The sequence below is a fragment of the Pseudomonas weihenstephanensis genome (genome assembly GCF_016812185.1).
In the GTDB taxonomy this organism is placed as follows: Bacteria; Pseudomonadota; Gammaproteobacteria; order Pseudomonadales; family Pseudomonadaceae; genus Aquipseudomonas; species Aquipseudomonas weihenstephanensis.
Window position 1 is genome coordinate 115,437 of the sequence record NZ_JAAEBV010000004.1, and the last position, 13,666, is coordinate 129,102.

Annotated in this window: 17 protein-coding genes; 10 read left to right on the forward strand and 7 right to left on the reverse strand. The window is 59.1% G+C overall.

Going from position 1 to position 13,666, the window contains the following annotated elements:
- The first annotated feature begins 14 nt into the window (after nt 1–14).
- From urtE to ureC, 7 genes are all read left to right on the forward strand, one after another.
- Nucleotides 15–713 (forward strand): urea ABC transporter ATP-binding subunit UrtE, encoded by a 699-nt coding sequence (urtE, locus tag GYN01_RS14135; protein ID WP_203307339.1) that lies wholly within the window; start codon nt 15–17, stop codon nt 711–713.
- Between the two features lie 32 nt (nt 714–745).
- On the forward strand, nt 746–1,585 hold the full coding sequence (locus GYN01_RS14140) for an urease accessory protein UreD (RefSeq protein WP_048364394.1): 840 nt from the start codon (nt 746–748) through the stop codon (nt 1,583–1,585).
- Between the two features lie 141 nt (nt 1,586–1,726).
- Nucleotides 1,727–2,029: an urease subunit gamma gene (gene ureA, locus GYN01_RS14145; protein ID WP_048364395.1), complete on the forward strand. Its 303-nt coding sequence runs from the start codon at nt 1,727–1,729 to the stop codon at nt 2,027–2,029.
- Nucleotides 2,030–2,038: 9 nt separating this feature from the next.
- Nucleotides 2,039–2,572 carry a GNAT family N-acetyltransferase gene (locus tag GYN01_RS14150; protein ID WP_048364396.1) on the forward strand — a complete coding sequence of 178 codons (534 nt, stop codon included), beginning with the start codon at nt 2,039–2,041 and terminating at the stop codon, nt 2,570–2,572.
- The gene (locus GYN01_RS14155) at nt 2,569–3,102 is read left to right on the forward strand and encodes a GNAT family N-acetyltransferase (RefSeq protein ID WP_048364397.1); all 534 of its coding nucleotides are present in this window, start codon (nt 2,569–2,571) and stop codon (nt 3,100–3,102) included. Before GYN01_RS14150 ends, GYN01_RS14155 begins: the two co-directional genes overlap by 4 nt.
- A complete protein-coding gene (locus GYN01_RS14160; protein WP_048364398.1) occupies nt 3,099–3,407 on the forward strand; it encodes an urease subunit beta in 309 nt (102 codons plus the stop codon). Before GYN01_RS14155 ends, GYN01_RS14160 begins: the two co-directional genes overlap by 4 nt.
- Before the next feature lie 92 nt (nt 3,408–3,499).
- Nucleotides 3,500–5,200: an urease subunit alpha gene (ureC, locus tag GYN01_RS14165; RefSeq protein WP_048400458.1), complete on the forward strand. Its 1,701-nt coding sequence runs from the start codon at nt 3,500–3,502 to the stop codon at nt 5,198–5,200.
- 174 nt (nt 5,201–5,374) lie between these two features.
- Here ureC and GYN01_RS14170 read toward each other — a convergent pair whose 3' ends face one another.
- On the reverse strand, nt 5,375–5,923 hold the full coding sequence (locus GYN01_RS14170; protein ID WP_338053167.1) for a dermonecrotic toxin domain-containing protein: 549 nt from the start codon (nt 5,921–5,923) through the stop codon (nt 5,375–5,377).
- Nucleotides 5,877–6,008 carry a hypothetical protein gene (locus tag GYN01_RS22495; protein ID WP_275296440.1) on the reverse strand — a complete coding sequence of 44 codons (132 nt, stop codon included), beginning with the start codon at nt 6,006–6,008 and terminating at the stop codon, nt 5,877–5,879. Before GYN01_RS22495 ends, GYN01_RS14170 begins: the two co-directional genes overlap by 47 nt.
- 251 nt (nt 6,009–6,259) lie before the next feature.
- Between GYN01_RS22495 and GYN01_RS14175 the strand changes: the two genes are divergently transcribed.
- Complete coding sequence (locus tag GYN01_RS14175) at nt 6,260–7,393, forward strand: sensor histidine kinase (RefSeq protein WP_048400466.1); 1,134 nt, start codon at nt 6,260–6,262, stop codon at nt 7,391–7,393.
- Nucleotides 7,394–7,473: 80 nt separating this feature from the next.
- On the opposite strand, the gene GYN01_RS14180 is transcribed toward GYN01_RS14175, so the two are convergent.
- Nucleotides 7,474–7,788: a chaperone modulator CbpM gene (locus tag GYN01_RS14180; RefSeq protein ID WP_048364402.1), complete on the reverse strand. Its 315-nt coding sequence runs from the start codon at nt 7,786–7,788 to the stop codon at nt 7,474–7,476.
- 2 nt (nt 7,789–7,790) lie between these two features.
- On the reverse strand, nt 7,791–8,702 hold the full coding sequence (gene cbpA, locus GYN01_RS14185) for a curved DNA-binding protein (RefSeq protein ID WP_048364403.1): 912 nt from the start codon (nt 8,700–8,702) through the stop codon (nt 7,791–7,793).
- Between the two features lie 283 nt (nt 8,703–8,985).
- Here cbpA and GYN01_RS14190 point away from each other — a divergent pair, with 283 nt between their 5' ends.
- A complete protein-coding gene (locus GYN01_RS14190; protein WP_048364404.1) occupies nt 8,986–10,251 on the forward strand; it encodes an Hsp70 family protein in 1,266 nt (421 codons plus the stop codon).
- A 44-nt stretch (nt 10,252–10,295) separates the two neighbouring features.
- On the opposite strand, the gene GYN01_RS14195 is transcribed toward GYN01_RS14190, so the two are convergent.
- The 3 genes from GYN01_RS14195 to GYN01_RS14205 form a co-directional block, all read right to left on the reverse strand.
- A complete protein-coding gene (locus tag GYN01_RS14195; protein ID WP_048364405.1) occupies nt 10,296–11,306 on the reverse strand; it encodes an AI-2E family transporter in 1,011 nt (336 codons plus the stop codon).
- A 204-nt stretch (nt 11,307–11,510) separates the two neighbouring features.
- A complete protein-coding gene (locus GYN01_RS14200) occupies nt 11,511–11,801 on the reverse strand; it encodes a PsiF family protein (protein ID WP_203307341.1) in 291 nt (96 codons plus the stop codon).
- 83 nt (nt 11,802–11,884) lie between these two features.
- Nucleotides 11,885–12,670, reverse strand: coding sequence for an AraC family transcriptional regulator (locus tag GYN01_RS14205; RefSeq protein ID WP_048400470.1), 786 nt, complete (start codon nt 12,668–12,670; stop codon nt 11,885–11,887).
- Between the two features lie 97 nt (nt 12,671–12,767).
- Between GYN01_RS14205 and GYN01_RS14210 the strand changes: the two genes are divergently transcribed.
- Nucleotides 12,768–13,646, forward strand: coding sequence for a DMT family transporter (locus GYN01_RS14210; protein WP_048364408.1), 879 nt, complete (start codon nt 12,768–12,770; stop codon nt 13,644–13,646).
- The last annotated feature ends 20 nt before the right edge of the window (nt 13,647–13,666 follow it).

The following is a 13,666-nucleotide window of genomic DNA, read 5'->3' on the forward strand; positions in this document are numbered from 1 at the left end:
TCAGGAATCCAAACATGCTTAAAGTCCAAAAGCTGCATCAGTTCTACGGCGGCAGCCACATCCTGCGCGGCGTGTCGTTTGAGGTAAAAGTCGGCGAAGTCACCTGCCTGCTGGGCCGCAACGGCGTGGGCAAAACGACGTTGCTCAAGTGCTTGATGGGCTTATTGCCGATCAAAGAAGGGGGCGTGAGTTGGGAAGGTCATGCCATCTCCACCCTCAAACCCCACCAGCGGGTGCACGCAGGCATTGCGTACGTGCCACAGGGCCGGGAGATTTTCGGCCGCCTCAGCGTGGAGGAAAACCTGCTGATGGGCCTGTCGCGCTTCCCCGGCGGCGAGGCCAAAGAAGTGCCCGCGTTCATCTACGAGCTATTCCCGGTGCTGCTGCAAATGAAGCATCGGCGCGGCGGCGACTTGTCGGGGGGGCAACAGCAACAACTGGCCATCGGTCGCGCGCTGGCCAGTCGCCCGCGCCTGCTGATACTCGACGAACCCACCGAAGGCATCCAGCCCTCGGTGATCAAAGAAATCGGCGCCGTGATCAAAATGCTCGCGGCACGCGGGGACATGGCCATTTTGCTGGTAGAGCAGTTCTACGACTTTGCCGAGGAACTCGCGGATCAGTACCTGGTGATGTCACGGGGTGAAATCATTGCGCAAGGTCGCGGTGAAAATATGCAAACAGAAGGTGTGCGCGGGCTCGTGACGATTTAATCTGTAACTCTTTGTTACCAGAATGGCCTCTTATGAATTTACCTGCCAATACCGCCTTGTTCACCCCTAGCTGGCAGGCCGAGCTGGAGCTGGGTTATGGGCGTTTTGGCGACAGCACGCGCCCGACCCTGCGCCGTCATCTCGGGCCTTTGCGCGTACAAAAGCACCTGTACGCCGAAGGCCCCCAAGTGTGCCAGCACATCATCGTGCACCCCCCCGGCGGGATTGCCGGCGGCGATCAACTCGACATTCGCGCCAGCGTCGGGCCCGATGCCTGGGCCCAACTCACCAGCCCCGGCGCCGCCAAGTGGTACCGCGCCGCAGGCCCGGCGTATCAAAGCGTTGAGCTTAAGGTGGCCGCAGGCGCGACGCTGGAGTGGCTGCCGCAAGAAACCATCGTATTTAGCGCAGCGCAGGCCGAACTCACTACGCGCATCGCGCTTGAGGGGGATGCCCGTTTGTTTTATTGGGACATGGTGGCGTTGGGACGACTGGCCAGTGGTGAGCGTTTCGAGCACGGGTCTTTTCAATCGCAACTGGATATTCGCCGCGACGGCCAGTTGCTCTGGCATGAGCGCCAGCGCATTGTGGGCGGCGACGGATTGCTGGCCTCGCCCATTGGGCTGGATGGCCACCCGGTGTTTGCAACGTTGCTGGTGACGGGAGAAATCAGTGCTGAGCTGCTGCAAACCTGCCGCAGCCTGGCCAACCCGGTGCGGGGTGATCTGACGCAATTACCCGGTTTACTGGTGGCCAGGTGCCTGGCGGGGGAAGCGTTGCAGGCCCGGGGCTGGCTGATTGATTTATGGCGACTGCTGCGCCCGGCCTTGTTGGGGCGCGAGGCGTTGGCGCCGAGAATCTGGAGCACCTGAAGAGCTCCTCGCCCCAACCCTTTGAGCTGAACGCAGGTGAGCACACACGTCACGCGACACACAAAACAGCCCTCTCTTGCTGCGGCAGAGGGTCAGGGCAAAAAGCCCGATTACTTTTTAACTGCCGAACACGGACCCCTCATGGACCTGACTCCACGCGAAAAAGACAAAATGCTGATCTTCACCGCTGGCCTGCTGGCGGAGCGCCGATTGGCGCGCGGGGTGAAACTCAATTACCCGGAAACCATTGCCTATATCTCAGCCGCCCTGCTCGAAGGCGCCCGCGATGGCAACACCGTGGCCCAACTGATGCATTACGGCACCACCTTGCTCACGCGCGAGCAAGTCATGGAAGGCATCCCGGAAATGATCCCCGACATTCAGGTCGAAGCCACCTTCCCGGACGGCACCAAGCTGGTTACGGTCCACCAACCCATCGCCTGAGGCGCAGCCATGGCTTACGTTATTCGTGATGCAGTCCCGGCTGACCTGCCGGCGATTCGCGATATTTACAACGATGCAGTGCTCAATACCCTCGCCATCTGGAACGAGAACACCGTCGACTTGAGCAACCGCCAGCAATGGTTCGACGCTCGCCAAACACAGGCTTACCCCATTCTGGTGATCGTGGATCACGCCAACGTGCCATTGGGCTATGCCTCATTTGGTGACTGGCGCCCCTTTGAAGGCTTTCGTCATACCGTCGAGCATTCGGTGTACGTGCATCCCGATCAGCGTGGCAAACGCCTTGGCCCGCAGTTGCTGGCAGCGCTGATTGAACGCGCCAAAGCGTGTGACAAACACGTCATGGTCGCCGCGATTGAAAGCGCCAATGCCGCCTCGATCCATGTGCACAAACAGCTCGGGTTCGTCACCAGCGGACGCATGCCGCAAGTGGGCATCAAGTTCGGGCGCTGGCTGGACCTGACCTTCATGCAATTGATGCTCAACCCCGGTGCCTTGGCGCCACAGGAGCGCGGCCAATGACCGCTGAACAGGTGCTGCGCGTCACGCCGCAAACGTTCGATCGCTACCGTGAAGGCTTGATTACGCTGCTGGTGGATGCCGTTCATCACGGCGCGTCCGTCGGTTTTATGGCCAACCTGGACCCGGCCCAGGCCAGCCAGTATTTCAACGAGGTGCAGACCCAACTGGAGCAAGGCAGTGTGCTGCTGTGGGTGTTGGTCGAAGACCAGCGCGTGCTCGCCAGCGTGCAATTGGCCTTATGCCAGAAAGCCAACGGCCTCAACCGTGCCGAAGTGCAAAAGCTGCTAGTGCTCAACGAAGCGCGGCGCCGGGGCTTGGGCCAAGTGCTGATCCACGCGTTGGAACAAGGGGCACGCCAGCAACACCGCGGCTTGTTGCACCTGGACACCGAAGCCGGCTCGCCCGCCGAAAACTTCTACAGCGCGCTGGGGTATACCCGCGTCGGTGAACTGCCCAACTATTGCCGCAGCCCCGACGGTCACTACAGCCCCACCGCCATCTACTTTAAAACCTTGAGTGAACCGCAATGATTCCAGGCGAATACCGCATCGAGTCCGGCGATATCGAGCTGAATGTGGGCAGGCGTACCCACACCCTGAGTGTGTCCAACCGCGGTGACCGGCCGATTCAGGTCGGTTCGCACTATCACTTTTTCGAAACAAACGATGCGCTGATGTTTGATCGCGGTGACAGCCGTGGCATGCGCCTCAATATCCCGGCTGGCACCGCCGTGCGCTTCGAGCCGGGGCAAACCCGTGAAGTGGAACTGGTCGAACTGGCAGGTTTGCGCCGCGTGTTCGGCTTTGCCGCACGCGTCATGGGCAATCTGGATTGACATAAGCCACGCACATGCCGCCTTTACGGTTGCTTCGCGACCGGACGCAGCCTTCGGCAACGGCTACAGGTCACTATTAGGAACGACACAGCATGAAAATTTCCCGTCAGGCCTACGCCGATATGTTCGGCCCCACCGTTGGCGACAAAGTTCGCCTGGCCGATACCGAGCTGTGGATCGAGGTCGAGCAGGACTTCACCACTTACGGCGAAGAAGTGAAGTTTGGCGGCGGCAAAGTGATTCGTGACGGCATGGGCCAGAGCCAGTTGCTCGCGGCCGAGGTGGTCGACACCCTGATCACCAACGCGCTGATCATCGACCACTGGGGCATTGTCAAAGCCGACGTGGGCCTGAAAAACGGGCGCATTCACGCCATCGGCAAAGCCGGCAACCCCGACATCCAGCCCAACGTCACCATCGCCATCGGCGCCAGTACGGAAGTGATTGCGGGCGAAGGCATGATCCTCACCGCTGGTGGCATCGACACCCATATTCACTTCATCTGCCCCCAACAGATCGACGAAGCACTCAACAGTGGCGTCACCACCATGATCGGCGGCGGCACCGGCCCGGCGACCGGCAGCAACGCCACCACCTGCACCTCTGGCCCGTGGCACATGGCGCGCATGCTGCAAGCGGCAGACGCATTCCCGATGAACATGGGCTTCACCGGTAAGGGTAATGCCAGCCTGCCGCAGCCCTTGATCGAGCAAGTCGAGGCGGGCGCCATCGGCCTTAAATTGCACGAAGACTGGGGCACCACACCGGCCTCCATCGACAACTGCCTGACGGTGGCCGACCGGTACGATGTGCAAGTGGCGATTCACAGCGACACGCTGAACGAGTCGGGGTTTGTCGAAACCACCCTCGCCGCCTTCAAGGGCCGCACCATTCACACCTATCACACCGAAGGCGCGGGCGGCGGGCATGCGCCGGACATCATCAAAGCCTGCGGCCTGACCAACGTGCTGCCCAGCTCGACCAACCCGACCCGACCGTTTACGCGCAACACCATCGACGAGCACCTGGACATGCTGATGGTGTGTCACCACCTGGACCCCAGCATCGCCGAAGACGTGGCCTTTGCTGAAAGCCGCATCCGCCGCGAAACCATCGCCGCCGAAGACATCCTGCACGACCTGGGCGCGTTTTCGATGATCAGCTCGGACAGCCAGGCGATGGGCCGCGTGGGCGAGGTCATCACCCGCACCTGGCAGACCGCCGACAAGATGAAGAAACAACGTGGCCCGCTGCCGGAAGACGGCATTGGCAACGACAACTTTCGCGCCAAACGCTACATCGCCAAATACACCATCAACCCGGCCATCACCCACGGTATCAGCCACGAAGTCGGCTCAATCGAGGTGGGCAAATGGGCCGATCTGGTGCTGTGGCGTCCGGCATTTTTCGGGGTTAAACCCACGTTGATTCTCAAGGGCGGCGCCATTGCATCCAGCCTGATGGGCGATGCCAACGGCTCCATCCCGACCCCGCAGCCAGTTCACTACCGGCCAATGTTCGCCAGCTACGGCGGCTCGCGGCATGCCACCAGCCTGACCTTCATCAGCCAAGCAGCCGCTGAGGCCGGGGTCCCCGAAACCTTGGGCCTGAAGAAGCAAATCGCCGTGGTCAAAGGCTGCCGGGATGTGCAAAAAACCGACCTGATTCATAACGGCTATTTGCCCAACATCGAAGTCGACCCCCAGACCTATCAGGTCAAGGCGGATGGTGTGTTGCTGTGGTGCGAACCGGCAGACGTGCTGCCAATGGCCCAGCGCTACTTTCTATTTTAAGGCCAAGCGCAGGTCAGGGTGTGATCTGGCCTGCGATTCACGGGTTCATCTTCATCAGGCGTTGACACTTCACCGCCTATCCCCTCATCCGTGAGTGTCTCCATCAATCTGCGCCGCTCAATCCCAAAATCGAGGACTTGCGCTTCATAGACGTCATCCGGCATGACATACCCCTCAGGGACAGAGCCGGGCAACATGCCCAGGGTGCGAGCCTTTTGCACGTTTGCGCACACACTCGTCACGCAAGCTGGCATAACTCGCATACTGCTTAAGCGGATGGTGTGGGTCGCCGGGAATCCAGGCCATCAGCCTCTCAGTGTGCCGATCCTCATAACTGAGCGAAAAAATCACGCAACCTTTGAGTTCAAGGCCCATCACACAAGGCGTGCGGTACCAAAGCTGTCGACCATCCGCAAGTTTGATCCCGCGTTCGCCATTCAGCACTCGCTGAATCAAGGCATGCGAGGCGCTATCGATATCGCCGTTATGCAACGCAACCTGCGCATCGGGCGATGTAATAAAGCCCGATCCCGCCGCAAAATAACGCTCTTGGGTCTCGGGTTCTTCAAAGTTATGCAGCGCCGCTTGAAGCCATGACAGGGTGCGCGCACTAAACCCGCCTGTGGCGACGCCAAAGGCATCCAATGAAGGCGTGTAGAGGCGCACAGACACCTGATCAATCGGCACGCTGTAGCCAGCGCTTGTCAATGCTTGCGTCAACAACGGCCGGGCAAAGTCGTGCAGCCCCGGAATACCCCCCCAGCGCTTTCTCCAGTGTGTTCAGCGACTGGCCACGGGCGTCGGTCATCGCTTTGAGTGCGTCTTTTTCTGTGTGCGTTAGCGCGCCAAACCACTCAGGCACTTGGGCCTTGGTTTGCCTTAAGGCTGAGCGCCGCTCAGTGGTCGTTTCAATCAGCCACGGTGGAACCGCTTGTTTAAAAAGTCTGTAATGACGCCGGAGTTCAACCTATAGAGATGTTCAGCGCCAGTATTGAAAAGGATCGACAAGCGCTAAGATGCGACTTCTTTTTTCCAGCGCTTCATAGCAAGGTCGCGGTTATGCGTTTATCTGAGTTCATCGTGCAAGAGGTTGACCGTATCGTCGATGAATGGGAGAGGTTTGCCGCCACCATTACACCCGCCGCCAATAATATGGACAGCATCGCGCTGCGCGATCACGCCAAAGTCATTTTGCTGGCCGCCTCACGGGACATGAACACCGCTCAGACAGCCAGCGAGCAGCAGGCAAAAGCTGAAGGTGAGGGCGCTGAAAAAACCCCAAGCCTGGACCAGGCTGCTGCCAGTCATGGCGAGCTGCGCCATACCGTGGGCTTTGATCTGGTGCAGATGACCTCGGAATTTCGTCATTTACGGGCAACGGTCATCCGCTTGTGGGTAGCCAGCCTGCATGCCCCTGAGCAAGCGCATTTCACCGACATGATCCGTTTCAACGAAGCCATTGACGAAGCACTGGCTGAATCCACTGCGGCGTATGCCGAACAGGTTAATCGCTCACGGGATATCTTCCTCGCCATCCTGGGCCACGACTTGCGTGCGCCCTTGCAAGCCGTGAGCATGTCCACCGAGATGCTGGTGCGCAAAGCCAGGCTCGATGCCGATGCCCTGAACTATGTGAGCGCGATTAAAAATGGCACCCGCCACATGGGCTCGATGGTCAGCGATTTGCTGGCATTTGTGCGCAGTCGTCTGGGCAGCCAGTTACCTGTCGAACGTGTCACGCTGGATTTGGGCGAAGCCTGCCGTGCCGCCCTGGCCGAAGCGCGTGCCGGGCAACCCGACTGCGAGCCGGTGCTGACCGTTGACGGCCCCGTGCAAGGCGAATGGGACCGTGGGCTGATCCACCAACTGCTGCAAAACCTGATTGGCAATGCGCTGCAACATGGCAGCCACAGCCGTGTGGTGACCATTACCCTGACTGGCGGTGCCGAACAAGTGCTGCTCTCGGTGCACAACCGGGGTACACCGATTGACGAAGGCTCGCTGGCCACCCTGTTCGACCCGCTGGTGCGTAGCCCGAGCGAAGACGCCAGCCTGCCGGGCACCTCCACCAGCCTGGGGTTGGGCCTGTTTATCGTCAAAGAAGCGGTCAACGCCCACGACGGCACCATTGAGGTCACCTCGACCGAAGCCGAAGGCACCACGTTTACCGTGACATTGCCGAAAAAAGCTTAACCCGTGCAGGCGCTGGCGCAGACTGAGAGCTGTTGATATTGAGTCACAGATCGCAGCCTGCGGCCGCTCCTACCGGTCGGTCATGCGTTGGAGTTGCCCACAAACCGTCCCAACTGCTGCTTCAATCGACGGTTTTCAGCGCGCAGTTGCTGCACTTCTTCCACCAGCTGCAGCGCCAGAGCAACGCCCTCCCACTCCAGTTCAAGCTCCTGATGCAGCTTGGCTGCACGCTTTGCGATGACCAGTTCATAGTCTTCAAAACGCCACGCATCGGGTGCGCGGCCCTGAGGTTCGATAATTCCGTGTTCGACGATCTCTATCACGTAAGCGGCCGGGATATTGGCCTCTTCGCAGAACCTTTCCATGTCCAGCTGAACGATCAGGGTGCTGCTCATGATCAATTACTCCATTGGGCTCTCGGATCAAAGGCGGCTTTATCAGCCAACGCTTGCCACAGGGCTTTGGTCGCCTCGTCGGTGTGTTTAGGCATGACCACTTTCAATTGGGCATACAAATCGCCGCGCTGACCTTTCTTGTCTGCCAGGCCGTGGCCTTTGATGCGCAAACGCTGGCCGCTCTGGCTGTCCGCACGAATGGTCAGGTTGAGGGTGCCGGTCAGGGTGGGCACAGCGACCTTGGTCCCCAGTGCTGCTTCCCACGGAGCCAACGGCACCGTGATCACCAGATCGTGACCTTCAACGTCAAACTTCGGATGCGGTGCAAAGCGAATGATCAGGTACAGATCACCGTTGGCCCCGCCACCTGCGCCCGGACCGCCCTGCCCTTTGAGACGGATGCGCTCACCGTCGGTAACGCCGGCCGGGATTTTCACGTTCAGGGTCTTGCTGACGCCACCGATCTGGAAACTGATCGGTTTGGACTCGCCCGACAGGGTTTCTTCAAGGAAAATCGGCAATTCCATTTCTACATCCTGCCCACGACGGCCCGCACTGCGGCCCGATTGCCCACCAAAGCCATTACCGCGCGAACCGAAGATCGAGCTGAAAAAGTCTGAAAAATCGCCTGAATCCTCGAAGCCACCGCTTGAGCGACCCTGCCAGCCAGGGGGTCCCTGAAATGGCTGTCCGTGCTGACCGTACTTACGCATTTCGTCGTACTCAGCACGTTTGTCGGCACTTTTGAGTGCTTCATACGCTTCATTGACGTCCTTGAACTTGTCCTCGGCGTCCTTTTCCTTGCTCACATCCGGGTGATATTTGCGCGCCAGCTTGCGATAGGCGGTCTTGATCGCCTTATCGTCAGCCGTGGGCTCGACACCCAGGATCTTGTAATAGTCTTTGAAGTCCATGTAAGGATCACCATCCGTTATCAAAAGCGCGCCGCTCGGGTTACCCGGCCTGTCGATTGACCGATCTCAACCTTGTGACTGAACAGCGCTGCAAAAGTTTATCGGCAGCCTGCGGGCTTCACGCAATCGCCTGCCAACTACCAAGCCAATGTCTGGAAGTTTGGGGGTGAAGGATAGTCTTTCAAGGGGATTAAAACCTGCGAATTAACGAATAGTCGCGCTTCGATTCTGTGAGCGACTGACATACACTGCGCGGCCGTTTTTTAACCGGAACACGACAGACATGAAAAGCGCCTCTCCAGCACGTGCCTGCGGCATCGACTTCGGCACGTCCAACTCCACCGTCGGCTGGCTGCGCCCAGGCGTGGACACCCTCATTGCGCTGGAGGACGACAAGATCACCCTGCCCTCAGTGGTGTTCTTCAACATAGAAGAACGCCGCCCGGTGTATGGCCGTCTGGCGCTGCATGAATACCTGGAAGGTTACGAAGGCCGCCTGATGCGCTCGCTCAAGAGCTTGCTGGGCTCCAAGCTGATCAAGCACGACACCAGCGTGTTGGGCACCGCCATGCCATTCAAGGACTTGCTGGGGCTGTTCATCGCGCAGCTGAAAAAGCGCGCCGAGGCCACCGCGGGTCGTGAGTTCGAAGAAGTGGTACTGGGCCGCCCGGTGTTTTTCGTCGATGACGACCCGCTGGCGGACCAGGAAGCGGAGAACACCCTGACCGACGTGGCACGCGCCATCGGTTTTAAAGAAGTCTCCTTCCAGTACGAACCCATCGCCGCTGCCTTCGACTACGAGTCGACCATCGAGCGCGAAGAACTGGTACTGATTGTCGACATCGGCGGCGGTACGTCCGACTTCTCGCTGGTGCGCCTGTCGCCCGAGCGCCGCGGCATGGACAACCGCCAGGACGACATCCTGGCCACCGGCGGCGTGCACGTAGGCGGTACTGACTTCGATAAACAGCTGAGCCTGCAAGGCGTGATGCCGCTGTTTGGCTACGGCAGCCGGATGAAAAGCGGCGCCTACATGCCCACCAGCCACCACATGAACCTGGCGACCTGGCACACCATCAACTCGGTGTACGCGCAGAAATCGCAATTGGCGCTGGGCAGCATGCGCTACGACATCGAAGACACTGGTGGTATCGACCGTCTGTTCAAATTGATCGAACAGCGCGCCGGTCACTGGCTAGCGATGGAAATCGAAGAAACCAAAATCCAACTGACCCACAACGAAAGCCGTCATTTGCCGCTGGACCGGGTAGAACCCGGACTGGCCGTTGATTTGAGCCGCGTCATGTTTGAAGCGGCGATCGACAACCAGCTTGAGCGCATCCGCAACAGCGTGACGCAATTGTTGGGCAGTGCAGGCGTGGCTGTCGAGCAAGTGGATACGGTGTTCTTCACCGGGGGTTCGAGCGGCATTCCAGCATTGCGCCAGAGTGTTTCGGCCATGCTGCCCAATGCACGCCATGTAGAAGGCAACATCTTCGGCAGCATCGGTAGCGGTTTGGCCATTGAAGCCAAAAAGCGCTACGGCTAAAAGCCCCTCACCCCAGCGCTCTCCCCACGGGAGAGCGCTGGCGGCTAAACCAACCCCACCTGCTTCAACTCACTCTTCAAATACGCGTAGTAAATCGGCCCCGCCACCACACCCGGCAGGCCGAACGCCGCTTCAAACACCAGCATCGCCAGCAACAGTTCCCACGACTTGGCACTGATCTGCCCGCCCACAATCTTGGCGTTCAAAAAGTATTCCAGCTTGTGGATAACAATCAGGTAGGCCAACGCCCCCACGGCCACCCAAATCGACAGCGACAAACCCACGATGGTGATCAGCGTGTTGGACATCAAGTTGCCAATCACGGGTAACAAACCCAGCAGAAAGGTCAGCACGATCAGGGTTTTGGTCAGCGGCAAGTGCACACCGAACAACGGCAGCACGACGGCCAGGAAGATCCCGGTAAACGCGGTGTTGAGCAGTGCAATCTTGATTTGCGCAAAAACGATGTTGCGAAACGCCCGCACCAACAGGTGCAAACGCTCAAACAGGGCCGCAGACAACGGCTTGCGCCGGCTCACATCAGGAATGCGCTGCAAGGCGATGATCGCGCCCAGCACCATGCCGATCAGCAAGGTCACGAACATGTGCGCCGCATCCTTGCCCACCAGTTGCAAGTCACTGAGGTGCTTGTTCATCCACGCGCCAATGGCCACACGAAACTCGGCAGCACTGGCGGGCAAATAACTGTCTAGAAACGGCGGCAGTTGCCCACGCGCCTTGTCGACCACGGCCATGAACTTGTTCAGCGAGGCGCCGGGGTTTTCGGCTTCATGCAGTAGAAAGCTGATGGCACCGGCAAATATCAGCGCCAGTACGCTGACCACCAACGTGCCCAGCAACATCACGGCCAGCCATCGCGCACGGCGCCCGGCGATCAGGCGTTGCAGTTGCGGTGTGAGCATATTGACCAACTCGTACACCAACAGACCCGCCAGCAAACTGGGCAGCAAACGCAACGGAAAAACCAGCAGCAAGCCGCCCGCAATAATGATGTAGCTGGCCAGCAGAATGTGACGCTGAGAAAACGATGGCATACAGCCTCAAAACAAGCAGCGCGAAAGGATGGGCAGTCTGCCAGCCTTCGACGGGGATCACTACAATTTGTGACTGGCGCAGGAGGGTGCACGCCTCATATCGGGTCGATAGGCAAGCGGCGAAGGGTTAGAGGCGCGTTTGAATGAACGCGTTGCTGCGCAACTCTTCGCAGCCTGCGGCAGCGACTACGCCGGCTCAGTGCATTATTTGCTCTTCAAGCACGTGCTCATGAAAGCTTTGCGGGCGTCGCCTTTAAGCGCTTGGGTGCCTGCGGTGGCGTTGCAGGTTTTCATTTTTTCCTGCTGCGTGGCAGCACCGGCCGGTTTGGCTTTGAGGCAGGCGCTCATGAATGCTTTACGCTCATCGCCCTTGAGGGTTTTGGCGCTGGCATCGGCGTTACAACTAGTCATTTTGTTTTGTTGGGCCGTGGCCGCAAACCCCTGGGAGCACAGCAACACACCCAGCAGCAGCAAAGGAACACGCAGCATTTTCATGGAGTTTTCTCCTTACGCCGTGCCGGATGGCCACGGACTTCATCGCAGTGTAGACAAGCTATGTTACATCTTCCTCTGTGCGATCAAACATGCCGCGCCTGACGCCGGTATTGCTCAGGCGTGCAACCGGCCTGGCGTTGAAACATCGCAATAAACGCCGACGCGGTGCTGTAACCCATGTCAAAGCCAATGTCCTGCACGCTGCGTGGCGTTTCCAGCGCCTCGATGGCCGCCAAAAACCGCAGGCGCTGGCGCCACTCACCAAAACTCATGCCCAACTCGCGCACAAACAGCCGCGCCAATGTGCGTTCACTCACATGCACCTGTGCGGCCCATTGCCCCAACGGGCGGTTGTCGCCGGGCTGATGTTGCAGCGCGGCCAGCACCACGCCCAAACCCGGGTGATTGGCGTAGGGCAAATAACATTGATGCACCGACGCCTGGCTCAGTTGATCGACCAATACGTGGGCCAGCCGTTTGTCAGCCTCACCCTGGGGAATGTTGACGTCACGGCGTGCGAAATCGCTGAGGATGGCTTTGAGAATATCGCTGATCGCCAGCGTGACCGGCTGGCTTGGCAAATGCTGACAATGCGCCACGTCCAGATACACCGAACGGTAAACAATCGCCTGCGCGTTATAGGCGCTGTGCACCGTGTGGGGTGGAATCCACAACGCGTACTGCGGCGGCGACATAAAACGCTGCCCTGCCACCTCGTACCGCATCACCCCGTGGGCCACATAGTCCAGCGAACCCCACGCATGGCAATGCGCCTGCGCATGGCTGTCAGCGTCAATTTCGGCGTAACGAAAGTAGACCGGAGCCGGTAAAGCGTCGAACTCAGGGACGCTGATCAGATTCTTGCGCATGCTGTCTGGATTCAATAAGAGGTTGGCCGGATTGAAGTATAGGCCTGCGAACAGACAAGCGGATAATCGCCGCTCATTAACCCTGTGGTTGTTCCTGATGCAATACGCGTATCCCCTGCTGGCCATTTTTATCTGGGCCGGCAACACCGTTATCAACAAACTCGCGGTCGGCGCGATCTTTCCCTCAGAGATTGGGTTTTATCGCTGGCTGCTCGCGGGTCTGTTGTTCACCCCGTTTATGCTCAAACCGATAGTGGCCAATTGGCCGGTGATCCGCCCCAACCTGGGCAAGATTTTCGTCCTGGGTGTGCTCGGCATGGCGGTCTATCAAAGCCTGGCCTACTACGCGGCCGCCCGCACGTCGGCCACCAACATGGGCATCATCTTGTCGCTGATGCCCTTGATGGTACTGGCCATGTCCATCATCAGCCTCGGCCAGCGCCTGACAGCGGGTGCATTGGTCGGCGCGGTGCTGTCATTTATCGGCGTACTGGTGGTGGTGTCCGGTGGCAGCCTCGGCGCATTGCTTGATCACGGTTTGAACCTGGGCGACGCGATGATGCTGGTCGCCACGCTGGCCTACGCGATCTACAGCACCTTGTTGAAAAAGTGGCAGCTGCGTTTACCGCCGTTGCAGATGCTGTACCTGCAAGTGTTGGTGGCAATTGTGGTGCTACTGCCGCTGTACCTGATCTCGCCCAAGGTTGGCCCGACCGTGCACAACATTGGGTTGGTGCTGTACGCCTGCGTATTGGCCTCCATGATTGCGCCGCTGGCCTGGATGAAAGCCGTCGTGTTGATCGGCCCGAGCCGCACCACGCTGTTCTTCAACTTGCTGCCATTGATTACCGCACTGATTGCCGCCGTGGTGCTCAAAGAGCAACTGCACAGCTTCCATCTGATCGGGGGGGCGCTGACCCTGGGCGGTGTGATCCTGTCGGAACGCTGGACTACACCGGTGCGCAACATCCGATAAAACTTTCTCGGCCAACTGAA